The following is a 25,524-nucleotide window of genomic DNA, read 5'->3' on the forward strand; positions in this document are numbered from 1 at the left end:
GTGTTATAATGAAAGCAGACTCACAAAAAAAGAGTATATAGACTTGGAAGTTTCTCTTATTTTTACAAGCAAAAAGAAACGAGCAGTCAGGTATATTTCAGACACCATACACGTAACGGTTTAAAAAACCGATCATCTTAGTTATTCTTCCATGATCTTTTTATAAAAAGATACGTACAACTAAAATTCACTTCAATATACTATACCTACCTTTTTGACTTCCAAATCATCTTATTACATAAGGAGATGAACATATGAATCAATATATAAGATATACAATAGCTGTCCTGTTTGCTATTATCGGCGGAACAATCTGCTTCTGGACAAACACTCAGCTTGGAGAGAATATCATTTTTAATGGAATCGAAACGCTTGTAAGCGCTTCAATTTTAGGTGGATACATTTTCTTCCTCTTCAATCCAGAAGAAAATGCGCAAAAAACAATGTTATTAACAATGATCGGAATCGTTGGCGGATGTATCTCCTACTCAATGACTAACTATACATTACCACTTCAATTAAGCTCAGCTTTCTTCCACGGTCTATGGACTTGGTTCATTGCATTCTGCCTAGCAGACGTATTCAACCTTTTACAAGACAATGAAGAGGAGAACGGTCGCCAAATTGAAAGTAACTCGTAAGCTGGAAGATACTCTTCCAGCTTTTTTGTTTTGTTACTCTTTCCTGTTCATACCCCATCACTAAAATAAAAAGAAGCTACCCCCACGGCAACTTCTTTTCCACATACCCCATTCAGTATTCACTAAAATATATCAACGATTTTTTCATTATATCGATCATTTCTCCACTTATATCGGCGATTTTTTCATTATATTGACGCTTCGACACTCAAAGCGTACAACATACCCTATCCCCCAAGCAATTTACTGCCGAACTCTACGATTAAAAAGATAACTAATAGGATCGCGAGTATCTTTAATGCCACATATGCTACTTTAAAAACAGCATAAATGAGCAAGACTATTAAAATAATCGTTAAAATTTCCATCTAGAATTCCTCCAAGCTTTGCTCTTCTTATCTTATTTTACTCGCTACAGACTTTTTATGGAACGGCAGAAGACGACATAGAAAAAAGAGGATACCTTACCCATCGTAAGATACCCTCTCTTTCAACTGCTCAAACCATTCTCTCTCTAATTGTAAATATCCCAGTTCATTCTTTTCAGCATTCTGTAATTCTTTATCGGCTTTCTTCATATACATACGGGAAGCTTCTAAATCATTCTCTGCATATGTAACAATTGCTTGTGCTCGATAATACCCATGTAAGTCTATTTTTGTAATGGCCTTCCAATGTTCCTTCGCTTCTTGCAGAGAAAGACGATCCATCTCATAAAGAGCTTTATATAAAAGATACCAACTATGAAAACTACTAACGAAAAATTTATTTTCTTTCGTTACAGGGAGTTTCACGATTTGTTCTACATACGGTATCGCTTTTTCCATTCCCTTTTGATCCGACCGGGCAAGGAAGACAAGCATAAGTCCGCTCATGATCTCTCTTATACTTTTATGTTCTTTTATTTTATCTTCGGTAAGTTCTACTAATCTCTTATCCCAATCTTTCGGCCTCTTATAACTAAATAACTCACTTGATACTTGAATATTATATAAATGCTGCCTCGCCTTTCCATCATCTTTAATTAAAATGAGAAATTGCATACCATCGCTCATAAGCGTTCCTTTTATCGGCACGATTGTAACCGCAAAAATGATAAAATGGAAAACAGAAAAATATAACAGATATTGATAATAACTCACCATGTATATGTAACCAAAAGTAATACCAAATAGTAAACTTGTAATTGGTCCACCTAAAGTCATCCATGCCCATTTTTTTGAAAGGTTAGGTGTTACTATAGAAGGCGGTATTAACATTGCCACGCCTCCGAAGTACGCCCATAATTTATTTTCTCGAATGCGTACTTTCCCCTTCTCTTTTTGAACAGTAATAGGCCCTACTGTCATAAATTTAAATGTCAAACCACCTATTACACCGAATACGACATGTCCTAACTCATGAATGATTACCACTGCCAGAAAAATCCCCAATAATGCCCATATATTCAACATTGTTTCTAATTTCCCAGTTCGGATCACTCCGTATAAAATGGACAGAATGAGCGCCACTGTCAGTGAACCAGCTGGCCTTCTTAAAATATCCACCTTTTTCTCCCCTTAATAAATCATTTTTCTATGCATTTCGTACATATATGTTCCAACATGTAATACCCAAACGAACGAAATCATAATGACCATAAAATAATCTTTCCCATCTAAAAGTGCATACACAATCGCCGCTAACCACGCACAGGCAAGTGTCATATTTGTATATTGGTATGCCTTATATCCCGCTTCATGAACAATTTGTTTTTGCCCTTCATCTGCATTCTTTGCCCACATTTCCATTGACTGAGAATACGTAACACTCTGTTCTGGATATAGAGCGTTATACCTTTTCCTCATTACAGATCCTAACCAAGTTATAGCAATAAAGCACACTGTAGATACCACAATATTTACACTAACAAAGAGCAAGCTTCCCTCACTTTTATACGTTCTATAAAAAGCGATAACTGAGCAAACAAACCATGATGGAATAACAATTTCCATTACTCGAAAATAAATAAGTGCTATTCCTAATCTTCGTCCCTTAACATTTTCTTCTTCATCTTTCGTTTGTGCGAGCGCTCTTGTACGCTTCCAAATATAATATATAGCTATTACGCCAAATAAACTCATCATGCCAATGCTAATAACAGGAGATATTTTACTAGTTCCCTCTGTTGCAATATCTCCTACTACATACCCTATAACCCCACCGCATACCACTCCTACTAACAACTTCAGTATAGTCAAATTTTTCCCCTTTACTTTACTCTTCATCTCCATCTTCCCCCTCCACTAACGTAAATATTTCCTCCACCGGTACGTTGAAAATGTGTGCGATTTTTAGCGACAATACAATAGATGGTGCATAATCCCCGCGCTCAATTAAACTAATCGTTTGCCGTGATGATCCTATCGCTTTCCCTAAATCCCCTTGTGATAAACGATGCTTTGCTCGCAATTCCCTCACTCGATTTTGAAGCTTCATGTCTTCCCTCTTTTTCATTTATTTAATTAAAATTGTAAATAATGCCCTTATTTTTGTCAATTATAATTGTCATTTTGACGTTAATAATTGACAATATAATCTATATAATTTTAAACAGATGAACTAACAAAATCTCATTAAAATAGATTGGAACATAAAATAAAAAGGCAGTGCGTCTGCACTGCCTTCCTAAATTCTGACATAGAATGGATTCCATATTAACTTGCGTTTTGTAACAATACTCGTTTTAGCTGTTTGCGGAAACGTACTCCTAACGTAATTGCTACGATAACGATAACTCCAACAATGATTTTACCGATATGATCTTCTAGCACTCCAAAAATATCATGTAAATTGCCACCTAACCAGTAACCACCGATTAAGAAGAATGATACCCAAAATAGAGCACCTGAGTAAATTGTAATCGCAAAACGACGGAATGGTAAGTTAATAATTCCTGCAAAATATCCTGTAAAATGACGTACACCAGGAATAAAGAAGCCGATAAAAATAAGGAAGTATCCATACTTATCAAACCACATTCTTGTTAAGTCGATTTTTCTTTGTGTTAAAAATACGTATTTCCCATACTTTTGAATAAAGGGCATACCTAATTTATTTCCTAAAAAGTATTGAATTGTCATTCCTACACTTGTCCCAATAAAGGATAGGATAATTAAAATTGGTAAACTTAAATCGCCCTTCTGTGCTAAAAACCCCGCATATGCTAACGTTGGCTCTCCCGGAAACGGAAGTGCAATATATTCTAACAGCAAACCAACAAGTACAACATAGTACCCGTACTGCTGAAATAATTCATGAACCCATTCCATGTCATCTCTCCTTTCAATCACGTACAACTTCTTACTATTATTGTATAAAAAAATTGTCGAAATAACTATCACAATAGCTTACATTTTTATTACATTTTTGTAAGGCTCACACTAAAGTTTTCTGTTCATTATTTGCTGCTATCCATTATCGTTTTAAAATAAGCTAACAACTATATATAAGACGACACAAGGGCGTTAATATGCATTTTTTATCCAGTTTTTAACACTTAAAAGTCACCTTATTTTGTTCTCAATAAAAAACCACCACAAACTCATACTAACTTCATATTAGCTTCATATACGTATTGTAAGATTATATCGGAATTTGTTGAAAAATTTAACTAATATATGACTAAGCATTAAATTGAATAAATATAAGTAGTTTTTCGAAATTGAAAAAAGGGTGAATAAGAAATGGAAGCTTATAAAATGCATGATTTTATTAATACAAATGTTGAATCTCATCAAAATGAAACCGTTTTTAATTTACACATATGTGAAACAAGTGAATTTGACGTAAGTTTAATAAAATCTACAACACTGTCTTTTATCGTTTCAAAAAAGAACATTAAGATTGTTACGAAAAAATGGATTAATTCAAATCAAGAAAGCATGATTGGTAAAAGTTACATCATTCCAACGAAAGCTTTCCACTACTTCTTACCAATTATTTCTGAAACTGAAGATGAGCTAAATATTCAAGTTCAAAGTTTTGGACTACATGGTGAACTTTTACTAAATGAAAGATTACTTATTGATAAAAACAACAAACAAAATCCAAAGATTACTACCTTCTTTGAAACATTAGATGAAAATGTAAATAAAGTATTACGAGGATTGCAAATTCATTGTATGTAAGACTATTACAATAGCAAAAAGGAGAATATAATGAAAAAACTATTATTAAGCGCACTATTATCATTAGGATTTTTAACTATTCCATTCACAAATGCTGAGGCAGCTACAACAAACGATCAGCTTATCGTGAATACGCAGTTAAATAAAATGGATTATTATCAAAACGGACAATTTATAAAGAGTTTTACTGTAGCTACTGGAAAGGCAGCCACACCTACGCCTAAAGGTACTTTTCAAATCGTTAATAAAATTAAAAACCGTCCTTACTATACAGGAAAAATTAAAGGCGGCGATCCACGTAATCCACTTGGTGACCGTTGGCTCGGACTAAACATGGCAGGAACTTACGGAACAACTTATGCGATTCATGGTACTAACAATAATCAAGCAATCGGCAAATGGACAACACTTGGTTGTATTCGTATGTATAACAATGATATACACTGGTTATTTGAGCGTATTCAGCAGCAAGCTACCGTCACTGTAAAATAACCTAAAAACAAGATTTATGTGTAGCCAAGAATTTTATATCTTGGCTTATTTTATTTATTCATTTACAGTAGCAAAACAACTGTATTTACATATATAATAAGAATAGGTTTCGTTAAGCAATATCAAAACATTGATAAACATGGATATTAAAATTATACAGTTATAATATTTTATAAATTTTACAATACATACTATAATAGAACTAATGTAATTCTGAAATATTCAGTTTCTCTAAACCATTCCCCTTGCTACTTTCATGATGACTTTATAGCGGGGGCTTATTATATGTATAAACAATTTGAGTTATCCAAAAAATGATGAATTCGAATATTGCAGTAAAAAGCGTTATTTAGGAGGTGTTACTATGACGCATATACTGGTGATTGAAGACAACCCAGATATACAAGAACTGATTCGTGAATTTCTAATGGCACAAAACTTTACTGTTGATGTCGTTGGCGCTGGAACAGAAGGTATTCTTCTTTTCCAAAAAAATTCATACGATCTTGTCCTCCTTGATGTGATGTTACCAGATATAGATGGCTATAGTATTTGTAAAATTATGCGAGGACAATCTGATGTACCGATCATTATGTTAACAGGCTTACATAATGAAGAAAGTGAAATTAAAGGATTTGAGTTAGGTATTGATGACTATATTACGAAACCGTTCCATTACACCGTATTTATTAAACGTGTAGAGGCTGTATTAAGAAGGGCAGCAACGAAGGAAGCAGAAGCTGCAACTATACTACAATTCCATGAATTGATGTTAAATTCTACAGCCTATGCCGCTTATGTTCATGGTAATCAAATTGAATTAACAACAAAAGAATTTGAAATTTTATATACTTTACTGCAAAATCGGGGAAAAGTATTATCAAGAAGTGATTTGCTGAATAAGGTATGGGGCTATGAACATTATGGTGATGTAAGAGTTATAGATACACATATTAAAAACTTAAGAAAAAAATTAGGGATTCCTTATATTAAAACGGTGAAAGGCATTGGCTACAAAATCGAATCGTAGTACAGACAACATCACCAAAAATATTTTCATCAAAACCTTATTATTTTGTATTCTTTTATCACTTTGTCTTTATCAAATTATTTATTTTCTAGCTTCAAACTACGATAAAGAACGTTTTGCAAAAGAAAATGGAGCGCTGTCTACAGAACAAGCGGATTCAGACAAACAAAACGACCAAAGTAAAACGAATCAAAGTAAGGCTGTTTCAGAGAGTATGATTTCCAATTTCCAATCTTCTATTATAGATTATAAAGCACTCTCTACAGCCATAAATCACCTTTTGCAGCCTAGCCAAACTGTAAAAGCAAAAGAACATACCCAAAATATTGCGGGGAAAAACAGCACTTCTGCTCCACTTACAGAAACGGAAAAGCAAGTCGCTACTAATGATGCCTTACATAAACAAAATGCAGCAAATAACACAAATGATACACAAGATTATCCAAAATTAGCAGATGCACTGCAGCAATTGGCTCCACATATTGGTGCGACAATGCTTGCATTATCTTTACTCGGATCTTTAATTTATACGAAACTAATTGCCAAACCTTTTCAATTTATGAGTGATGCTTTAAAAGATATTATGAATCTTGATTTCTCAGATAAAAAGCTACTTAACAAAAATACAGATCAAACAGATTTTAATTTGCAAGTAGCTGCTTCACAGGTCCCAAATATAGTGAAGAATTTACATGCAAGCAATCAAGATTTAAGAAATGAACTCAAAAAGGAACAACAATTAGAACAATCTCGTAAAGAATTTATGTCTATGGTTTCCCATGAATTAAAAACACCAATCGCAGCCGTTATGGGACAACTAGATGGCATGATTCACGGAATTGGAGCTTATAAAGATAGAGATAAATATTTAAAACGTTCCTATGAAATGATGCAAGACATTAACATATTAACGGAAAAAATGTCGGAATTATCCAAAATACAAAACCCTCAATTTAAACCTGATTTAAAAGTTATCTCATTAACTAATATTATTGAGGATGTTATGAAGAAAGTAGATTACTTTGTATCTGTAAAGCAATTAAATGTTCAATCTAACATTAAGCAAGATGTACAAATTTTAGCTGACCCTAAATTTATTCAAACTGCTATTTTTAACATTATTTCAAATGCAATTCATTACACAATTGACCATCAGCATGTATATATAAAGCTTTATGAAAAGCCAAACGGTTATGCATTAGAAGTATTAAATACAGGTTCACAAATTGATGAGGATAAACTCGCCCATTTATTTGAGCCATTCTATCGCGCAAACCCTGGCAAACATGGATTAGTACAAGGTAGTGGCCTTGGGCTATATATTGTAAAACAAATATTAGATAAACATCAGTTTCCTTATGGGATACAAAACACACCTCAAGGTGTAAAATGTTCTATTGTATTCCCAAAAGCAATGTAAAAAACCTACTACAATTTCATACCCCAAATTCATACTTCGTATGAATGGCGGAATTTTGTAGAGTATCTTACTCTGTTTCGTTCGCCCGTTATCCTTATTTGGATAGCGGGCGTTTTTTATTATTTAAAAGGAGGATTTTCATGGAGAAATTTAAGTATTCATTACTTGTTTTATTCGGCGCTTGTAGCTACGGCGTACTTTCAACTATTTTCAAACTCGGATTCATTGATGGATTTTCAGCACATCAACTATTAGGGGGACAATATGTCTTCGGATGGATCGGGCTTCTTCTGCTCGTTCTTTTCGTTTCACGTCATAAAGTAACAAAAAAGCAATTCTTTTCCTTACTAACAGTTGGCACAACAATGAGTATGACTGGTATCTTCTACGCTATTTCTGTAGAAGAACTACCAGCATCTATCGCTGTTGTCCTACTCTTCCAGTTCACATGGATTGGTGTCGTTATAGAAGCAATCGCTAATCGAACATTACCAAACCGTGAGAAAGTTATATCTATCATTATTTTATTTACTGGAACATTGTTTGCAGGCGGTGTCTTTGAAGGTCTCGGACAAAACTTTTCCACGAAAGGTATTATCTTTGGTCTATTAGCCGCTGTCTCTTTTTCATTCTATGTTTTTGCAAGTGGGCGTGTTGCTACAGAAGTACCACCTTATACGAAAAGCTTTCTTATGACAACAAGTGCTACTCTTATCGTATGCCTATTCTTCCCGCCAACCTTTTTAACGGATGGTACCCTGCAAGCCGGTCTTTGGAAATACGCTTTCTTCCTCGGATTGTTCGGCGTTGTCGTACCTGTCATTTGTTTTTCAATTGGTGTACCGAAAGTAGGAACAGGACTTAGTACAATACTAGGAGCAGCTGAATTACCAACGGCCATTATCGCTTCTATTACACTTGTACATGAAGTCGTAACCTTCATGCAGTGGATTGGGATCATCTTTATACTACTTGGAATTTTTACTCCTCAGCTGCTTACCGCTAGGAAAGAAAAGAAACATAGTAGCGTGCATAGCGCATGAAAATAGAAATTTGTATATAAATGTAAATGAAGTTACAATGTGGTATAATTTCAAATCTATTTGGAGGTATAAATGACTATTTTAAGCGTAGCCTTTTTTGCCATTATGTGTATCTTCTTCCTAATAAGATATATGAAAGAAAAGAAATTTTACGATTTGCTCCTCATTCCCATTTGCATATATGCTGGGGCAGTCAAAACCCCTTTAGTGGAGTACTTAAACTTTAATACTACATTCAAAATAACATATGATATTGCAGCTATTATTCTCGTAATCCTTGCTGTGCTTTTCTTCTTAAAGGATAAGAAAGAGAATCCTACTGCATAACAAAAGACCTTTCATTTATTTGAAAGGTCTTTTTCTCTATCTCACTTTACTGCTCCATATAGCTTCCCTACCTCATGCTCAATTTGCTTTACATCGATTCGCTCAAATAGGGGCTGTACACTATCAATTCTATTCGGCAACGTATGTTGAGGCTCCCAATTTCGGTTCACAATCGATAATGTATTTCTAACTTTTTCACTTGAAAATGGTAAAAACGGTTCAAGGAGATTTGCAAAATTAGCGATAAGATACACACAGTTATAAATGGTTTCTTTACATGAAACTGGATCATCTTCCCTTTGTTTCCACGGCTGCCTCTCATCAAAGTATTTATTTGCAAAACGTACTGCATCAAATATTGATTCTAGTGCCACCTTAAATTTAGTTTGCTCAATCGCCTCTCCTACATGTTTATATAATCCTTCTACTTTATCTTTCAGCTCTACATCAATACTTCCTTTCGGCAAGATACCACCATAATATTTTTCAATAAACTTTAATGTCCGGTTCACAAAGTTCCCGTATGCACCTAACAATTCACTATTATGACTGTAAATAAATTCCCGCCATGAAAAATCAGTATCACGATTTTCTGGTGCGTTGACGGTTAAAAAGTAACGAATAGAATCTGGATCATAGCGTTCTAATATGTCAGGCACCCATACTGCCCAGTTTTTACTTGTAGATAATTTTCTTTTTTCAACTGTTAAATATTCATTCGAAACGATATGACGTGGAATTGCGCCTTCCCCTATTCCAAGTAATACCGCTGGCCAAATGACGGAATGGAACGGAATATTATCCTTTCCGTGTACATAATATGTTTTCGCTTCTTTATCCCAAAACTCTTGATCATCTTTCCCTTTTTTTTCAGCCCAATGTTTACTCGCTGAATAATACCCTGTCACTGCTTCAATCCATACGTAAATTTTCTTATCTTCATACCCTTCTACTGGAATTGGTACCCCAATTGGTAAATCACGTGATACGGCCCTATCTTGTAACCCTTCCTTTACATATCTCTCTGTTAGTTGAATCGCATTGTCTCGCCATGTTCCTGTTTGTTTGGCGTTTTCTACAGCCGTTTTAATTTGCTCCTGAAATGTATGCAATGCGAAATAGAAATGCTCTGTTTCCTGTACAGACGGCGTATTACCACATAACTTACATTTCTTTTCTAGCAAATCGAGTGGATCTAAAATAGCTGAACACGCATCGCATTGATCTCCTCTTGCTGCTTCATGACAATGTGGACAAACGCCTTCTACATAACGATCAGGTAAAAACTGCGTACATGTTTCGCAATATGCTTGTTCCACTGTTTTTTTATAAATATGTCCCTCTTCTAATAAACGTAAAAAAACATTTTGAACCGTTTCATGATGGTGCTCACTATCTGTACGTGTATAGCAATCATACGTAAAACCAAGGCTACGAAAACATCGCTGGAATTCTTCATGATACTTATCAGCAATTTCCTTCGCCGTCACACCTTCTTGTTTTGCCCGAATTGCAATCGGTGTTCCATTACAATCACTTCCCGAAACATACAACACATTCTCACCTTTTGCCCGGTAATAACGTGCTAAAATATCTCCAGGTAACAAACTCGCAATATGTCCAAGATGTAACGAACCATTTGCATACGGCCAAGCGCCTCCAATAAAAATACTCATCTTATATTCCTCCTTTTAAATATAAAAAAGCCCCACCCTTATCTTAAAAAAGATAAGGGCGGGGCTGTATAAACAGTCGCGGTACCACCTTATTTCGCCAATTACTCACATAATTAGCCTTATCAAGTACGGAGCTATAAGCTCTTATACTGTGGTTTTGATAACGAGTACCAACTCTCGTCGCCGCCTACTATTATCATTTGATAAGTTCAGGACGAAGCTCAAAGGCCATTGTTCAAATGAATATTCTTGCTTCTTCTCAGCTACCGAAGCTCTCTGGAAAGAATGTGTTCATCCTACTTTTCCTTTTCAACGCTTTTACGTATAACACGTATTTTACGACTTAATAACAGAAAAATCAAACTTTAATTCAAGAAAAACAGGAAATCTCACCTTCCTGCCGAATACCTATACGTTCACAAAAGGAGTGATATGATTGAATCAAAAACAACTAAGTACTATTAATGAAAAAAGCTGGAACGCAGCTGCTTATGAAGCTTGGACAAATCGCCACGGGGCGCCAGAGGATTATGCGAAAAAGCTCATGGAAGATCCCGTGCGCGAGGTAAATCATTATTTACCTTACATACAATCTCCAAAAGGAAAGCGTATTATTAATTTACTCGGATCAAAAGGAAATAAAGCAGTTGCTCTTGCTCTTTTAGGAGCCGATGTAACAGTTGTAGACATTTCAGCAAGTAATGAAAAATACGCAACCGAACTAGCCGAAGCTGCTGGTGTCTCTATCCAATACATCGTCTCTGATGTACTGGATGTAAATCTTTCCGAATCATTTGATGTCGTATTGCTGGAACTTGGTGTACTTCATTACTTTTTAGATTTAAAACCACTCTTTCAAAAGATTGCTAACTTACTTAAACAAGATGGAATGCTTATCCTTCGTGACTATCATCCTGTTTACACGAAATTATTAGGAGTCGACCATCCATCATTTCAGGCCAATGGAAATTATTTTGATGAAGAATTGATTGAAGATGATGTTGCTTATAGCATCCTTCTTACAGAAGCACAGAAAGAATCGCTACCTAAAACAACTATCCGCCGCTGGACGCTAGGAGAAATTGTTACAACACTTGCCGAAGAACATTTTAAAATTGAAAAACTAGTTGAAGAACACGGGTCTCATCAAAGGTGGGTCTTCCCTTCTACTGCACCGGAAGAAATTGAAAATCGCGTGCCTGGTTTATATACATTAATTGCGACAGCATGCAAAAAAGGATCCCTTCACGGATAGGATCCTTTTTGCATGCTCACGCATATAAGTTGAGGTTGGAGATTACCATAATTCTGTAGAATAGGACACAAGATATTTCAACATTTCGTCTCTGACTTACGTCGTCAAAAAGGGGTATGACCAACATAACGAAGAGTAATGTCATTAGTTGATACTGATAATCGTTATCAACTAATTAGAAGTATACATGATGTTATTTCAAATTACAATAGCATTTCTCATTTTTATTTATGAACTTTTTGATATACAAATGTATACATTTTAAGAACATTTACTCATATCAATCTGCCATCTTCCATTATCTGCTATAATTTTCATTGAACAGATTAATAACTTCATAATGATGTTTTTATTAATGTCGTTCTTAATATTTATAAATTATAATAAACAGTTTTTAAAGGCAGGGGTAACGATGAAATATGTTAGTATTCGCAAAAAACTACTGTTCACACTCTTAAGCATTTCTTCTTTATTTAGTATTGCTCTTATTGTTATTCTTTCATTCGCTATGAACCAAGCAAGCGAAATTGAAACGTTAAAAAATGATGTATCAAAACGAGCAACAATTTTAAAAGAACGTGGTGATTGGTTCCAAGCACAAGTTGCCGGTTTACAAGAATATTTACTGTCACATGATCAAAAAGGATTGGATAAATTCAACCGAGAAGGAAAAAAACTTGCTGACACTAGAGAGAAGGTAACAAGTGATAAAAAACTTCCAGAAGGAATGAAAGAAGCGATTTTAATGGGCGCAAAATGGCGAAGCGTCATAGATAATGAAGTCCTTCCTCTCGCTCACGAAGGAAAATGGGACGAAGCATCCAAAATCGCTTTAGCTCAAACCGATTATGTAAACGATCTTTTAAGTCGTTTTACTAAATATGCAAATGAAGAAAATGATAAACGTGACGCATTAATTGCTGACGTAGAGTCTTCTTCATCTCTTATTCAATATATTATTTTCTTCTCACTCATTACATGTACGTTAACATCTATTTTATTAGCATGGTGGTTCTCTGGTAAACTCGTTAAACCGATACGACAAATTGATGAGAAATTAAAAGAATTAGCTTCTCAAGACGGCGATTTAACTGCTAGATTACACGTAACGAGTAAAGATGAAATTGGTGATATCGCTAATTCCTTTAATCAAATGCTCGCTAACTTACAACGTATCATAAAACAAGTGCAACAAACATCAACAAGTGTAAAAGAAGCGTCTGAAAATGTGTTCATCGAAACCACTGCTTCTATGGAAAATACAGCAAAAACCGAAGAAACTATGAATGCTCTTGAGTATAGTATTCGTTCACAAGTTTCAAGCATCGAAGAAAGTTCAACTGCAATGGACGATATGACAACGAGTGTTCAACGTATTGCAGAATCTGCCTCTTCTGTTGCTAGCCTAGCTGTTACAACTTCAGAAAAAGCAGATAGTGGGAATAAAGTCATTGAGAAATCTATTACACAAATGCATACCATTAACGAAGCTGTTAACGCTACATCACAAGTAGTAGAGCGACTCATTACACATACGAATCATATTGATACTGCACTTCAATCCATTTCTAATATCGCGGAACAAACGAATTTACTCGCTTTAAATGCTTCAATTGAAGCAGCACGTGCTGGCGAACACGGAAAAGGATTCGCCGTTGTTGCCGATGAAGTACGAAAACTTGCTGAACAATCTCAGCTAGCAGCAACTGACATTAACCATTTACTTCATCAAATTCAAGCTGACACAAAAATAGCAAATGAAATGATGACACAAGGTCAGTCAGAGGCTTCGGAAGGAATTACAGTCATTCGTACCGCTGGACTTTCATTCTCGGAAATTGTTAACCACATTAATAAAGTCTCTACACAAATGCAAGAAATGTCTGCAACTGCTGAAGAAATGGCCGCAAGTTCAGAAGAAATGAATGCAGCTTTAAATAACATCGCTTCTATTTCAAATGAAGTTGCCGCCGAAACATCACAAACAGCAACTTCAGCTGGTGACCAAGTAAATAAAATGAGTGTCGTTGCTAAAAAAGCTTCTGAAATGAAAACGACCGTACAAGAACTTGAAGTTCTCGTTTCTCATTTCAAAACAAACGTTTAAAGCAAAACTTTCCTTTATACTTCTATGAGCTCCAAGTTGTTAAAAAGAGAGATTTACAGTCTCTCTTTTTTCACCTTAAAATATCTCTTTCTATCTCCCATTCCGTCTGCTATAATTCCTAAAGGAAAGAAGAAAGCTTTATTCCCGATGGAGTAAAGCTTTCTTTCAATTTTTTACATTTATTAATTCTAATACTAAGATTTCACAGGGAGGCTTTTTATCATATGAGTTTTATTAGCATTCGAAAAAAACTAATGTTCATGATGGGAACGATTTGCGCTTTATTTGGCATCGCCTTAGCTTTTATTTTATTCTTTACCATGGATCAATCTCGTCAAGCTGAAGCATTACAAAAAGAAATTTCCCCTCTGGCAACAGAATTGAAAGAGCGTGGGGACGCTTATCAAGTACAGCTCTCTGCTTTAAGAGGTTATTTATTACAACATGATCAAGTTGAATTAGACAAATTTAATGAGATGAGTAAACGTCTGGAGGATTCAAAAGATAAACTTCTTTCTAATCCAAATGTTTCTCAGTCCATGAAAAATACAATGGAATCAGGATCCACTTGGAGAAAATTTATTGAAGAAAAAGTTTTCACTCTTGCAAAAGAACAAAAGTGGGAAGAGGCTTTACAAGTAGCTTATGCAGAAAATGGTACTGTGTATAAAGTAATTGGGGACTTCACAAATTACAGTAACGAACAAGCAAAGTTACGTGATCAATCTATCAAGAAAATTGATCAATCTTCGCTACAAATTGAATATGTTGTCTTCTTATCACTTGTTATTTGTATTATCGTAGCTATCACTGTTGCATGGTGGTTCTCTGGTAAACTTGTTAAACCAATTCAACAAATTGATAGTAAGCTAAAAGAATTATCATCTCAAGAAGGTGACTTAACAGCCCGCCTACAAGTAAATAGTAATGATGAAATTGGTACGATCGCAACATCATTTAATAAAATGTTAGAAAACCTACAACATATTATCAATCGTGTTCAAAAAACATCTGTGGAAGTGCAAAACGCTTCTGAAAATATGCTAGAAAAGACGAATATATCACGCGAGGCAACAATAAAAGTTCAGAGCTCGATGTCTAGCTTAAATGCAAATATTCAATCACAAGCCTCTAGTATGGAAGAAAGCTCAACAGCAATGGACGATATGGCGGCAAGTGTTCAGCGTATTGCTGAATCTGCCACATCTGTAACTGAGCTTGCTGTAGTTACATCTGAACAAGCTAACGACGGAAGTACTGTTATTCAAAAATCCGTTTCACAAATGACAACGATACACGACGCGGTAAATGCTACGTCAGAAGTGGTCGAACGTCTAATCACTCACACAAAATATATTGATACAGCTGTACAATCTATTTCTAATATCGCAGAGCAAACAAACTTACTTGCTTTAAATGCATCTATCGAAGCAGCTCGTGCTGGCGAACAAGGAAAAGGCTTCGCTGTCGTAGCTGACGAAGTTCGAAAACTTGCTGAACAATCTAAAACAGCGGCAACAGATATTAACCAACTACTACATCAAATTCAACAAGACACTGAAACTGCGAGCTCTATGATGTCCCAAGGTCGTTCGGAAGCATTTGAAGGCATTCATGTCATTCGTGAAGCTGGAAATTCTTTCACAACGATTGTAGAACAAGTAAATAAAGTATCTACTCAAATGCAAGACATCTCCGCAACTGCTGAAGAAATGGCTGCAAGCGCTGAAGAAATGAACGCTTCACTGAATAACATCGCTTCTATTTCGACTGAAGTATCTAGTGAAACAGCGGCAACAGCACAATCTGCTGAGCAAAAGGTCATTACTATGAATGAGATGACTGTAACTGCTAGACAAATGAAACAAACAGTTCAAGAATTAGATCAACTCGTATCTCATTTCAAAACTGAATAGCTTTCAAAAAATATTCCTCTCTCAAGAGGAATATTTTTTTGAGCTCATTCCCTGCATATTATATATATATCCGTTATAATGAGAATCGATATCATTAATATGTAGGGGGTGCTATACATGTCACAACAAGCATTTGAAGAAAAGTTATATGCAAACTTAGAAGCTGTTATTGATCCTGAACTAGGTGTTGATATTGTTAATCTTGGATTAGTTTATGACGTTACAGCAGATGAAAATAATAATGCTGTCATTACGATGACGATGACTTCTATCGGTTGTCCAATGGCTGGGCAAATTATATCAGACGTTAAAAAAGTATTATCAACGAACGTACCTGAAGTCAATGAAATAGAAGTAAATGTCGTTTGGAATCCACCCTGGTCTAAAGAACGCATGTCACGTATGGCGAAAATCGCATTAGGTGTTCGTGACTAAATAAAGAAAGACCTGACATCCTAGTCAGGTCTTTTTCTCTTATTATTTTACGCCTACTGCATCATAAGCTTTCGTTACAGCTTGTACAGCTTTAGAGTTTTTACCATATAAATCTTCAGCTGACTGCAGAGCAGCTTGACGCATCATCTTAAAGTCAGAGTTTGCAGTTAAATATTTCGTAAGAGCACGGTAATAAATTTTTTCTGTCGCTTCACGTCCTACTCCAGTTACTTTCACACCGTAATGCTCTCCGCCATCAGATACTAAATATGCAGCTTTATTGTTAATACTACTGTTAATATGAACGCCGCCATTATCAGCTGTTCCAGTGTAGCGTTTATTGTAATGATCTGGGTAACCTTCACCTGGTTTTAATGGATTTGGAATAGATGCTGGATCTTTCAGAGAACGAAGTGCATCACCAGGTTTTCCAGGTGTATAAATGTCAGCACCTAAATCCCAGCTCTTCTTCTCAACCATGACACCCATAATATCAGATAACGATTCATTTAACGCACCTGACTCATTTTTATAAACAAGGTTTGCTGTATGTTCAGTTACAGCATGCGTTAATTCATGACCGATAACATCTAGTCCAGCAGATAATGGAATGAATGTTTTTCCATCGCCATCACCATACATCATTTGCACACCATTCCAAGCTGCGTTATTCCAGCTTTCTCCGACGTGAACAGTAGAAATAAGCTTCGCACCTTTATCATCGAAAGAATTACGATTAAATGTCTTTTTGTAGTAATCATATACTTTTCCTGCATTTACATGCGCATCAACTGCAGCCTTATCTTCGAAGAACTTAGATTTACTCTCAACTTCTTCTCCTGTATATCCAAGCCATTGTGAGAATAAGTTAAACAAGTTTTCATCCATATTTTCTGCATCAAATGTGTGAACACCTTGTCCTCGTTTACCATCAAACAAGTTGAACGCTCCTGTTTTCTCATCTTGAGCAATTTCAAATGATTGTCTATCGCCTAATACTCCGTAACCAAATCCTGTAATGTGATCTACAGCGTTATATTTCTCAATCACATTTCCATTCGTTGCATCAACAAAATAATGCCAATATCCTGGAGCTGGTTTTGAAATCGATGCTTTAACTAAGTATGCAAGATAGTACTTCCCATCTTTTTCATACACAAATAAATCTTTTTTCACACCGTCATAATTCTTTACTTTACCAACTTCTTTTTCAATATCTGCCTTTGCAATCGTTTCAGCTTGCTCTGCACTAATATTTGCAAACGCAGGAATATTTTTATCCTCTAAATTCGGAATAACTTGTCCGAAGAATGCTTTTACATTATTTTCTTTATCAAGTGTAACAGTTTGATCTGAACCATACACAGGAATGTTATTATGCTTCTCAACTAACTTCACATGTGTCGTACCAGATTCAGCATCTTTTTCCTCCCCAACGACATTGAAATGTTTATCAATATTTCCTGCTAATTTAAACATATCTTTCTTACTCTCTAAATACTGAAAGACTGTCTCTTTTTTATCTAGTCCTTCCGGTGCTTTCCATTCTTCACCTATGTATGCAGGCGTTTTAAATTCTTGATGATATTGAATTTTTTGTTCTTCCGCTTTCGTTGTCGTTGCTCCAAATGTTCCAAATCCCCCGGCGATAACAGTTAAGGCTAATGCTGATGAAATGACTTGCTTTTTCACTATAACATTCCCCATTCCCTAAAGATTTTTGACACTTTTATACAATTCTTATTTTCCGGGCTAATACCTTTTTCTAAATATTGAGAAAAAGTTTTCTGACAATTCCACTCAAAAAAAAAGGACATCCTATTGGGTGTCCTCTTTTTCATAAATGTTTTATTGTCTTTTCAATTCAATTGCTAAATAGTGTGATTGCTCTTTCGCTTCAATATGAATATCCTCTTCTATCGCTTCTGCTGCATCACGCATAACAAGCTTTTCACCATTTATTACACTACTTCCTTCAATTTGTACAAGATACAATTGACGGCCTTCTCGCACAGGAAAATGAATTTCTTTTCCTGCATCTAATGATAAAGAATATAAATTCGCATCTTGGTGAATTTGAATTGGTGCCTCTCCTTCTAGTGGAGATACCATGTGAAACCATTCGTTTTCACGCTTGCTCCAATCAAATGTAAACTCACCATAGTTTGGTTTATGATCCGCACGATCTGGTAAAATCCAAATTTGTAATAAACGTAGTGTTTCATTTCCTAAATTATGCTCGCTATGAAATACACCTGTGCCAGCACTCATATATTGAACATGTCCTCGCTCAATTGTTCCGCGGTTCCCCATGCTATCCTCATGTGTTAAAGCACCATCTACAACGTACGAAATGATTTCCATATCGCGGTGCGGATGCATATCAAAACCAGTTTGCGGTGCTACTAAGTCATCATTAATTACGCGCAATGCTCCAAAGTTCATGTTATTCGGGTTATAGTAATTCGCAAAGGAAAAATGAAAATGTGTATTTAACCAACCGTGATTTGCTCTTCCCATATTTTTATGATCAACTTTTCTAAACATATCCTTCACCTCATATTATCTCGAATTCAAGATTTATTTTTAAAATTTTTCTCACTGTAATTTTTTTAGTAATTTTAATAATTGATGTTGTTCTTCTACATTTAAATTTTGAAACTGCTCCGCTTGGAACGTTTCTTGAGGCGGGACGATTTCTTCATATAAAACTTTTCCCTTTTCTGTTAACGAAATATATTTTGTAGTGCCTTCTTGTTCACGATGAATCCACTCCAGCTGCTCCATTTTATTTAATAGCTGCGTGATATTTCCCTTCGTAACAAATAGTTTATTTCCGAGCTCTTGCTGCGTTAGACGATTATGTCCTCCAACTTGAGCTAGCACATCAAACTGAGCGGCAGATACATTCCATTCTTTCAAATGCTGATTCGTCTCACGAATACTTTTGTTATAAAAACGTGATAAACGAAACCATAATAGTAACCCGAGTCTATCTTCTGTTTTCATTCTATCACCTCGCTTATTTCATACCATTAGTTTAGAACTAAACTTTATAAAAGTCAATCGCTTACTTTTAGTAATCAACAAAGAAAGCACAGTGCCATTTCTCCACTATGCTTTACATTAACTTTCTATTTTTATATTCATCTAACTTCCTCTCCGCGAATTTTCTCGCATCTTTCTCAATCCATCTATCTTCGTACAATTCACTTCCAACATACAATACTTCCCTCTTATGCTGCATCGCATGACGAAATTCATGCAATAGTGTTTTGAGCACCTGCTCATACTCTTCCCACATACAAACAAAAATTAATTGTTTTTCTTTATGATAAAAACCACCTACTGGGAATAAGAATTCCTCTTCTTCTTCTCCTAATGATAGAAGCACATGATTCGCATCACACGTATCACAAAAAATAACTGGTGTTTTACATACTTCAATCAGTGAAAACAAATCATCTCTAAGCCTTTTGACATCCCAAGGAAGCTCCGAATCCAACACATACCAATTCTCCACCTGTTGATATACATTTTGAAACTGGAGTTCCATTTCTCTATAATCCCCTTTCCAAACTCCCTTTTCCTATATGTATGCCACAATATGGTAAATATTAAACGTATTCTTTCATCCTTGAAAAAATGCCAATAAAAAAGGAATCTATACCGATATAGATTCCTTTTCCGTAATCACTTTTTTTTCATCACTTTTTTTAATACAAAGTAACCAATTGCACAAACAATAGCTGCAAGTGCAAAGTATTTCACATATGGCCCAGCGACTTTATTAATACTTTCCCACTCTGTTCCTAATTTAAAACCTAAATATACAAATACAATTGACCACGGAATAACAGCTAATGTAGTTAGCGTAATAAACTTAGCATGTGACATTTTTGCAATCCCTGCTGGTATCGAAATAGCATGACGCACAACAGGAATAAAACGCGCTGTAAAAATAACGCCAGTTCCGTAACGATTAAACCAATCTTCAGCATAATCAATATGTTTCTTTTGAATTAAAATATATTTTCCATATCGCTCAAGGACGGGTCTTCCTCCGTACCGACCAATCCAATAAATGAATAGTTGTGCGATTACACCACCAATTGTACCGAACGCGACAGCGCCCCAAAACGTAATGCTTCCTGTTGATACTAAATAACCTGCATAAGACAATACGATTTCACTCGGAATAACCTCTAACATCAATCCAAGCATAATTCCCCAATAACCAAGTCCTTCTAGAAAAACTAAAACGGAATGAATCAACTCTCCTAACATCATGTACCTCTCTTTACTGTTTTCATTGCAAAAAATAAAAGTACAAGCAGTAAATATCTTGTACTTTTATTTTTTTAAAATTAGTTAGTCTTCGTATCCCACTTAAAGATTTTATTTAAAAATTTATATACATTCTTTGACTCTTTCGTCAGCAGTGGACCTAAGATCGATAGTATAAGCACGTATAGTGCCGAGAATGGTTTCAAGACTGACATTAAACCACCGGCGATGCCGATATTGGCCATAATGATGGAGAATTCTCCTCTTGAAACAATTGTTAATCCAATATTTGTTGACGCTTTATGAGATAACCCAGCTTGTCGCCCTGCAATCATTCCTGCAACAAAGTTTCCGATGATTGTAAGAAGGACAGCACCTAACGTTAACCATATCGCTCCGCCTAATGAAAACGGATCAATGCTTAATCCGAAACTGAAGAAGAAAATAGCTCCGAAAAAGTCTCTAAATGGAACAACAAGATGTTCAATTCTGTCACTATGCTCTGTCTCAGAGAAAACTAATCCTAAAAGAAGTGCTCCAATTGCTTCGGCAACGTGAATTGTTTCCGAGAAACCTGCAATAAAGAATAACGAAGCAAATACTACAATAATAAAAATTTCATCTGAACTAATATTGAGCAATTTATTTAATAAAGGCGTCGCCTTTCTAGCTACAATAAAGAATAGAAGCATGTATCCTAAAGCAATTCCAATTGAAGTAAGAGCACCTAGGAAGGAAGCATGATCTCCTAGAACTAAACCAGATACGACTGATAAATATACAGCAAGGAATATATCTTCAAACATAATAATTCCTAAAATTAATTCGGTTTCATTATTACCAGTTCTTCTTAAATCCACTAACACTTTAGCAACGATAGCACTAGAAGAAATCGTAATAATACCCGCAATAATTAAAATTTCTAGTAAAGGGAATCCCATTATAAATCCGTATAATAATCCAAGTGAAAAATTAATTAAAATATAGATTGTTCCGCCAATCGCAATAGAACGTCCAGATTTAATTAGTTTTTTCATCGAGAACTCTAGTCCTAGGTAGAAAAGAAGGAACAGAACGCCAATCCGTCCAAGGAAGGAAATGACACTCGCACTTTCAATAAATTTGAGATCGATAACACCTATTGTCGGTGCGTGCGGTCCTACTAACATCCCAAGAACAATTAGAAAAGGAATTACTGAGAATTTAAACTTTCCAGCAATTACCGCCGCAATTGCCACTAAAACTAAAGCTGTACCAACTTCAAAAATTAACGTATCCATCTAGTCAGTCCCCCTATTCGAAAGTAACTCATTAATAATTTTTTTAATTTCTTCTCTCTCACCTGAAACTACAAGCATATCGCCTTCTTCAATTACCGTTTCTGGTCCTGGATTGAATAGCTTTTTCATATTCTTTTTCATAACTGCAATAATCGTTACGCTATATGTTTTTCTTATTTCAAGGTCGCCAATTGTTTTTCCGATTGCCGGAGCTGCATTCTCTACTTTAAACCACTCAATTGCTAAACCTTCAAAGACCATTTCAACATTTTCTAATGCTCTAGGTTTGTATACCATTCCACCTAATATTGCTGCAATTTGTCTCGCCTCTGAGTCACGTAATGAAATACTTGAGATACTTTCTTCATGATCTGAATCAAAATGATACATTTCTCTACGCCCATCATCATGAATGACAATCACCATCTTTTCGTTACCTTTCGTAACGATTTGAAACTTATAACCAATACCCGGAAGTTCACTTTCTCTAATATTCATATTTAGCTCCTCCATAACTTCTTTATTTTAATTTTCTGTTTTTCTGTCTTTTGTTCATCCAATCAATTTTAGAAATTCTAACCATTCAGGATACCTATGACTTGGAAATCTTTTATTGTAATAATAAGTGGCTCCTAAAAAAATACTTAAAGATGTAATGATAAAAAACATATTACTTCTCATTTTCAAACTCTTAAGGCTTATATTCAATAAAGATTCTTCTTTCAAATTATCCCCTCTTTCTCGTTTTAAATTTAGTTTTTTAAAATGTAAATAATTCTAAAAATATTACGATGTAACATAATCATAACACAAAACACGTTTATGTAACATGATTTTTTAGAAAAATTGATTCTCGTATATTTTTTGCATATAATTTTCTTATTACGGAAAAAAGGAAGTGTATTATATGGTTGATATCTTTAGCAGATTCCTTGAGGTAACGAATAATATTTTATGGTCATATATTCTTATTGCAATGCTAATCGGCTTCGGTCTTTATTTCTCTTTCAAATTAAAATTCGTCCAAATTACTCATTTCGGTGAGATGGTCAGTTTAATTAGTAAAGGGTTTAATCGAAAAGAAAAAAAGAAAGATAGCATCTCTCCATTCCAAGCATTTTGCTTAAGTGCAGCGGCACGTATCGGTATCGGAAACTTAGCTGGTGTAGCATTAGCCATTTCAATGGGTGGACCCGGCGCAATATTTTGGATGTGGTTTATCGCTATCCTTGGAGCAGCTACTAGTTTCGTAGAATGTACGCTCGCACAAATTTATAAAGTAAAAGATGGAAGCAGGTTCCGTGGTGGGCCAGCATATTACATGGAAAAAGGATTAAACAAGCGCTGGATGGGTGTTTGGTTCTCACTTCTTATTACAGTTGCGTACGGATTAATTTTCAATTCTGTACAAGCAAATACAGTAACAATAGCGTTTGAAAATGCTTTTGGACTAGAGCGAACAATCGTAGGAGCTCTATTAGCTTTATTAGTTGCAGTTATTATTTTTGGTGGTATTAAGAGCATTTCACGTATTACAGAAATGATTGTTCCTCCAATGGCGATCATTTATATCGGTGTGGCTATTTTTGTCGTAATTAACAACTTCAATATGTTACCAAGCATTTTTACAGAAATATTTAACAGCGCATTTGGTTTAGACCAAGCTATCGCTGGTGGTATTGGAGCAGCAATCAAATTCGGAATTCAGCGCGGTTTATTCGCGACAGAAGCTGGTATGGGTAGCTCCCCTAACGCAGCAGCAACATCAGATGTATCTCACCCTGTAAAACAAGGACTTGTTCAAGCATTAGGTGTTTTCGTAGATACATTCTTAGTATGTACATCAACAGCGTTTATCGTATTATGTTCTGGACTTTACAAAGGATCGAATTTAGAAGGTATTGAATTAACACAACGAGCATTAAGTTCACAAATCGGACCGTGGGCAAGCACTTTCTTAGCGATTATTATTTTCCTATTCGCTTTCAGTTCTTTACTAGGAAACTACTATTATGGTGAAACAAACATCGCATTCATTAAAGAAAGCAAAACATGGTTACTGATTTATCGTGTTGCAGTTGTCGGAATGGTGTTCTTCGGATCTATCGCTGCCCTTCAAACAGTTTGGAGTTTAGCTGATTTCTTTATGGGACTAATGGTATTCACAAACTTAATTGCCATCTCATTCCTTAGCAAGTTTGCATACGCAGCTTTAGTAGACTATATAAAGCAAAAGAAACAAGGAAAAGATCCTGTCTTCGTTGCAAGTTCTATCCCTGGCTTACAGAATACAGAGTGCTGGGATGGACAGGATATAGAAGAGAAGCAAAAAGCTGTATAATAATTAAAAGCGGATGTGGCTCGTTTAGAACAAGAGCTATATATCAAACAAAATCCCTATTACTCCACAGTAATAGGGATTTTTATTTATAACAGTTCATAATTTGTTCAAATTAATTCCAGCAAAAGGGTTGATTTATACAAATTACTAGATTATAATGATTATAAATTAGTAATTGATATAACATAACAACTCAAAAGGAGATTGATCATAATGAACAAACAAGTAATCGAAGTATTAAACAAACAAGTAGCAGACTGGAGCGTTTTATTCACAAAATTACACAACTTCCATTGGTACGTAAAAGGACCTCAATTCTTCACATTACACGAGAAATTCGAAGAACTTTACACAGAATCAGCTACTCACATCGACGAAATTGCAGAACGTATTTTAGCAATTGGCGGCAAACCAGTAGCAACAATGAAAGAATACTTAGAACTATCTTCTATTCAAGAAGCAGCATACGGCGAAACTGCAGAAGGAATGGTTGAATCAATCATGAAAGACTACGAAATGATGCTAGTCGAACTGAAAAAAGGCATGGAAATCGCTCAAAACTCTGATGACGAAATGACATCTGACCTACTACTAGGCATCTACACAGAACTAGAAAAACACGCTTGGATGCTACGCGCGTTCTTGAATCAATAATAGATTTTAAAGCGGAGGTGACTTGCTCAGAACAAGAGGGCATTGGAGCTCCTGACGAAGAGGCGCTTTTTGCCTCACAGGAAGGCGCGAAATGACCGACTGTTCTAGTCACCGGAGCTAGATAGATTAAAAGCGGAAGCGGCTCGTTCAGAACAGGAGGGTGTTGGAACTCCTGATTACGAGGCGCTTTTTGCCTCGAATGAAGGAGTGAAACAACCGACTGTTCTAGCCGCTGGAGCTGGATATCACTAAAAGCGGAGGTAGCTTGCTCAGAATGTGAGGGGGATGGAGCTTTTGACGTAGAGGCGCTCTTTGCCTCGCAGGAAAAAGCGAAGCCACCGAACATTCTAGCTACCGGAGCTGGATATCACTAAAAGCGGAGGTAGCTTGCTCAGAATGTGAGGGGGATGGAGCTTTTGACGTAGAGGCGCTCTTTGCCTCGCAGGAAAAA

At 35.6% G+C, this 25,524-nt stretch carries 26 protein-coding genes and 1 other annotated feature; of the genes, 13 read left to right on the forward strand and 13 right to left on the reverse strand.

Translation table 11 applies throughout. From position 1 onward, the window contains the following. The first annotated feature begins 254 nt into the window (after positions 1-254). Positions 255-641, forward strand: coding sequence for a DUF3938 domain-containing protein (locus ABH961_RS25265; RefSeq protein ID WP_001077770.1), 387 nt, complete (start codon positions 255-257; stop codon positions 639-641). A gap of 227 nt (positions 642-868) precedes the next feature. Here the strand turns inward: ABH961_RS25265 and ABH961_RS25270 are convergent, their stop codons facing one another. The 5 genes from ABH961_RS25270 to ABH961_RS25290 form a co-directional block, all read right to left on the reverse strand. Then, on the reverse strand, positions 869-1,009 hold the full coding sequence (locus ABH961_RS25270) for a DUF3985 family protein (protein WP_000404783.1): 141 nt from the start codon (positions 1,007-1,009) through the stop codon (positions 869-871). Between the two features lie 96 nt (positions 1,010-1,105). Continuing rightward, positions 1,106-2,188 (reverse strand): site-2 protease family protein, encoded by a 1,083-nt coding sequence (locus tag ABH961_RS25275; protein WP_098078491.1) that lies wholly within the window; start codon positions 2,186-2,188, stop codon positions 1,106-1,108. Positions 2,189-2,200: 12 nt separating this feature from the next. Next, the gene (locus ABH961_RS25280; protein WP_098078493.1) at positions 2,201-2,914 is read right to left on the reverse strand and encodes a DUF3169 family protein; all 714 of its coding nucleotides are present in this window, start codon (positions 2,912-2,914) and stop codon (positions 2,201-2,203) included. Further along, positions 2,898-3,119, reverse strand: coding sequence for a helix-turn-helix transcriptional regulator (locus ABH961_RS25285; protein ID WP_048542374.1), 222 nt, complete (start codon positions 3,117-3,119; stop codon positions 2,898-2,900). Before ABH961_RS25285 ends, ABH961_RS25280 begins: the two co-directional genes overlap by 17 nt. Positions 3,120-3,337: 218 nt before the next feature. Next, positions 3,338-3,952: a DedA family protein gene (locus tag ABH961_RS25290; protein WP_048542376.1), complete on the reverse strand. Its 615-nt coding sequence runs from the start codon at positions 3,950-3,952 to the stop codon at positions 3,338-3,340. Between the two features lie 414 nt (positions 3,953-4,366). On the opposite strand from ABH961_RS25290, the gene ABH961_RS25295 reads away from it, so the two are divergent. The 6 genes from ABH961_RS25295 to ABH961_RS25320 all read left to right on the forward strand — a co-directional run bounded on the left by ABH961_RS25295 (position 4,367) and on the right by ABH961_RS25320 (position 9,122). Next, entirely contained in the window at positions 4,367-4,810 is a 444-nt protein-coding gene (locus ABH961_RS25295; protein ID WP_048542378.1) for a DUF3978 family protein, read from the forward strand. A gap of 30 nt (positions 4,811-4,840) precedes the next feature. After that, the gene (locus ABH961_RS25300) at positions 4,841-5,302 is read left to right on the forward strand and encodes a L,D-transpeptidase (protein ID WP_000735054.1); all 462 of its coding nucleotides are present in this window, start codon (positions 4,841-4,843) and stop codon (positions 5,300-5,302) included. Positions 5,303-5,666: 364 nt separating this feature from the next. Next, positions 5,667-6,332, forward strand: a complete 666-nt coding sequence (locus ABH961_RS25305; protein WP_000148835.1) for a response regulator transcription factor — start codon at positions 5,667-5,669, stop codon at positions 6,330-6,332. Further along, entirely contained in the window at positions 6,310-7,752 is a 1,443-nt protein-coding gene (locus ABH961_RS25310) for a sensor histidine kinase (RefSeq protein WP_098078496.1), read from the forward strand. The genes ABH961_RS25305 and ABH961_RS25310 overlap by 23 nt, the downstream gene beginning before the upstream one ends. A 140-nt stretch (positions 7,753-7,892) precedes the next feature. After that, complete coding sequence (locus ABH961_RS25315) at positions 7,893-8,795, forward strand: EamA family transporter (protein ID WP_098078498.1); 903 nt, start codon at positions 7,893-7,895, stop codon at positions 8,793-8,795. Positions 8,796-8,867: 72 nt separating this feature from the next. Next, positions 8,868-9,122: a hypothetical protein gene (locus ABH961_RS25320; protein ID WP_000154150.1), complete on the forward strand. Its 255-nt coding sequence runs from the start codon at positions 8,868-8,870 to the stop codon at positions 9,120-9,122. A 41-nt stretch (positions 9,123-9,163) separates the two neighbouring features. Here ABH961_RS25320 and metG read toward each other — a convergent pair whose 3' ends face one another. Next, positions 9,164-10,798 (reverse strand): methionine--tRNA ligase, encoded by a 1,635-nt coding sequence (gene metG, locus ABH961_RS25325; RefSeq protein WP_098078501.1) that lies wholly within the window; start codon positions 10,796-10,798, stop codon positions 9,164-9,166. Between the two features lie 51 nt (positions 10,799-10,849). Further along, positions 10,850-11,120, reverse strand: a binding site (T-box leader). A 114-nt stretch (positions 11,121-11,234) separates the two neighbouring features. Between metG and ABH961_RS25330 the strand changes: the two genes are divergently transcribed. From ABH961_RS25330 to ABH961_RS25345, 4 genes are all read left to right on the forward strand, one after another. Further along, positions 11,235-12,053: a class I SAM-dependent methyltransferase gene (locus ABH961_RS25330; protein ID WP_098577326.1), complete on the forward strand. Its 819-nt coding sequence runs from the start codon at positions 11,235-11,237 to the stop codon at positions 12,051-12,053. 412 nt (positions 12,054-12,465) lie between these two features. Continuing rightward, a complete protein-coding gene (locus ABH961_RS25335) occupies positions 12,466-14,160 on the forward strand; it encodes a methyl-accepting chemotaxis protein (protein WP_098221570.1) in 1,695 nt (564 codons plus the stop codon). 224 nt (positions 14,161-14,384) lie between these two features. Further along, positions 14,385-16,076, forward strand: coding sequence for a methyl-accepting chemotaxis protein (locus tag ABH961_RS25340; protein WP_048542393.1), 1,692 nt, complete (start codon positions 14,385-14,387; stop codon positions 16,074-16,076). A gap of 117 nt (positions 16,077-16,193) precedes the next feature. Next, positions 16,194-16,511 (forward strand): metal-sulfur cluster assembly factor, encoded by a 318-nt coding sequence (locus tag ABH961_RS25345; protein ID WP_048542395.1) that lies wholly within the window; start codon positions 16,194-16,196, stop codon positions 16,509-16,511. 42 nt (positions 16,512-16,553) lie between these two features. On the opposite strand, the gene nprB is transcribed toward ABH961_RS25345, so the two are convergent. The 7 genes from nprB to ABH961_RS25380 form a co-directional block, all read right to left on the reverse strand. Continuing rightward, positions 16,554-18,203, reverse strand: coding sequence for a neutral protease NprB (gene nprB, locus ABH961_RS25350; protein ID WP_048542397.1), 1,650 nt, complete (start codon positions 18,201-18,203; stop codon positions 16,554-16,556). 156 nt (positions 18,204-18,359) lie between these two features. Continuing rightward, entirely contained in the window at positions 18,360-19,058 is a 699-nt protein-coding gene (locus ABH961_RS25355) for a pirin family protein (protein ID WP_048542399.1), read from the reverse strand. Between the two features lie 51 nt (positions 19,059-19,109). Continuing rightward, positions 19,110-19,520 carry a MarR family winged helix-turn-helix transcriptional regulator gene (locus ABH961_RS25360; protein WP_048542401.1) on the reverse strand — a complete coding sequence of 137 codons (411 nt, stop codon included), beginning with the start codon at positions 19,518-19,520 and terminating at the stop codon, positions 19,110-19,112. 112 nt (positions 19,521-19,632) lie between these two features. Further along, a complete protein-coding gene (locus ABH961_RS25365; RefSeq protein WP_046960033.1) occupies positions 19,633-20,067 on the reverse strand; it encodes a DUF3920 family protein in 435 nt (144 codons plus the stop codon). Between the two features lie 137 nt (positions 20,068-20,204). Then, positions 20,205-20,798, reverse strand: a complete 594-nt coding sequence (uptA, locus tag ABH961_RS25370) for an undecaprenyl phosphate transporter UptA (RefSeq protein ID WP_000900216.1) — start codon at positions 20,796-20,798, stop codon at positions 20,205-20,207. A gap of 80 nt (positions 20,799-20,878) precedes the next feature. After that, entirely contained in the window at positions 20,879-22,078 is a 1,200-nt protein-coding gene (locus ABH961_RS25375; RefSeq protein ID WP_000380223.1) for a cation:proton antiporter, read from the reverse strand. After that, positions 22,079-22,576 carry a cation:proton antiporter regulatory subunit gene (locus tag ABH961_RS25380; protein ID WP_001026069.1) on the reverse strand — a complete coding sequence of 166 codons (498 nt, stop codon included), beginning with the start codon at positions 22,574-22,576 and terminating at the stop codon, positions 22,079-22,081. Between the two features lie 409 nt (positions 22,577-22,985). On the opposite strand from ABH961_RS25380, the gene ABH961_RS25385 reads away from it, so the two are divergent. Both ABH961_RS25385 and ABH961_RS25390 read left to right on the forward strand, forming a co-directional pair. Further along, complete coding sequence (locus ABH961_RS25385; RefSeq protein WP_088060095.1) at positions 22,986-24,419, forward strand: alanine/glycine:cation symporter family protein; 1,434 nt, start codon at positions 22,986-22,988, stop codon at positions 24,417-24,419. Positions 24,420-24,632: 213 nt separating this feature from the next. Next, on the forward strand, positions 24,633-25,073 hold the full coding sequence (locus ABH961_RS25390) for a Dps family protein (RefSeq protein WP_001041898.1): 441 nt from the start codon (positions 24,633-24,635) through the stop codon (positions 25,071-25,073). The last annotated feature ends 451 nt before the right edge of the window (positions 25,074-25,524 follow it).

This window comes from Bacillus sp. RC251, assembly GCF_044908765.1.
In the GTDB taxonomy this organism is placed as follows: Bacteria; Bacillota; Bacilli; order Bacillales; family Bacillaceae_G; genus Bacillus_A; species Bacillus_A wiedmannii.

What these genes read in the sequence shown, in the direction of transcription:
- ABH961_RS25355 (WP_048542399.1), bottom strand. Translation starts at nt 19,058, where the DNA reads ATGTTTAGAAAAGTTGATCATAAAAATATGGGAAGAGCAAATCACGGT.
- ABH961_RS25320 (WP_000154150.1), top strand. Translation starts at nt 8,868, where the DNA reads ATGACTATTTTAAGCGTAGCCTTTTTTGCCATTATGTGTATCTTCTTC.
- ABH961_RS25385 (WP_088060095.1), top strand. Translation starts at nt 22,986, where the DNA reads ATGGTTGATATCTTTAGCAGATTCCTTGAGGTAACGAATAATATTTTA.
- ABH961_RS25280 (WP_098078493.1), bottom strand. Translation starts at nt 2,914, where the DNA reads ATGGAGATGAAGAGTAAAGTAAAGGGGAAAAATTTGACTATACTGAAG.
- ABH961_RS25380 (WP_001026069.1), bottom strand. Translation starts at nt 22,576, where the DNA reads ATGAATATTAGAGAAAGTGAACTTCCGGGTATTGGTTATAAGTTTCAA.
- ABH961_RS25305 (WP_000148835.1), top strand. Translation starts at nt 5,667, where the DNA reads ATGACGCATATACTGGTGATTGAAGACAACCCAGATATACAAGAACTG.
- ABH961_RS25340 (WP_048542393.1), top strand. Translation starts at nt 14,385, where the DNA reads ATGAGTTTTATTAGCATTCGAAAAAAACTAATGTTCATGATGGGAACG.
- ABH961_RS25300 (WP_000735054.1), top strand. Translation starts at nt 4,841, where the DNA reads ATGAAAAAACTATTATTAAGCGCACTATTATCATTAGGATTTTTAACT.
- ABH961_RS25365 (WP_046960033.1), bottom strand. Translation starts at nt 20,067, where the DNA reads ATGGAACTCCAGTTTCAAAATGTATATCAACAGGTGGAGAATTGGTAT.
- ABH961_RS25390 (WP_001041898.1), top strand. Translation starts at nt 24,633, where the DNA reads ATGAACAAACAAGTAATCGAAGTATTAAACAAACAAGTAGCAGACTGG.
- ABH961_RS25375 (WP_000380223.1), bottom strand. Translation starts at nt 22,078, where the DNA reads ATGGATACGTTAATTTTTGAAGTTGGTACAGCTTTAGTTTTAGTGGCA.
- ABH961_RS25345 (WP_048542395.1), top strand. Translation starts at nt 16,194, where the DNA reads ATGTCACAACAAGCATTTGAAGAAAAGTTATATGCAAACTTAGAAGCT.
- ABH961_RS25315 (WP_098078498.1), top strand. Translation starts at nt 7,893, where the DNA reads ATGGAGAAATTTAAGTATTCATTACTTGTTTTATTCGGCGCTTGTAGC.
- ABH961_RS25285 (WP_048542374.1), bottom strand. Translation starts at nt 3,119, where the DNA reads ATGAAGCTTCAAAATCGAGTGAGGGAATTGCGAGCAAAGCATCGTTTA.
- metG (WP_098078501.1), bottom strand. Translation starts at nt 10,798, where the DNA reads ATGAGTATTTTTATTGGAGGCGCTTGGCCGTATGCAAATGGTTCGTTA.
- ABH961_RS25295 (WP_048542378.1), top strand. Translation starts at nt 4,367, where the DNA reads ATGGAAGCTTATAAAATGCATGATTTTATTAATACAAATGTTGAATCT.
- ABH961_RS25265 (WP_001077770.1), top strand. Translation starts at nt 255, where the DNA reads ATGAATCAATATATAAGATATACAATAGCTGTCCTGTTTGCTATTATC.
- ABH961_RS25335 (WP_098221570.1), top strand. Translation starts at nt 12,466, where the DNA reads ATGAAATATGTTAGTATTCGCAAAAAACTACTGTTCACACTCTTAAGC.
- ABH961_RS25270 (WP_000404783.1), bottom strand. Translation starts at nt 1,009, where the DNA reads ATGGAAATTTTAACGATTATTTTAATAGTCTTGCTCATTTATGCTGTT.
- uptA (WP_000900216.1), bottom strand. Translation starts at nt 20,798, where the DNA reads ATGTTAGGAGAGTTGATTCATTCCGTTTTAGTTTTTCTAGAAGGACTT.
- ABH961_RS25290 (WP_048542376.1), bottom strand. Translation starts at nt 3,952, where the DNA reads ATGGAATGGGTTCATGAATTATTTCAGCAGTACGGGTACTATGTTGTA.
- ABH961_RS25360 (WP_048542401.1), bottom strand. Translation starts at nt 19,520, where the DNA reads ATGAAAACAGAAGATAGACTCGGGTTACTATTATGGTTTCGTTTATCA.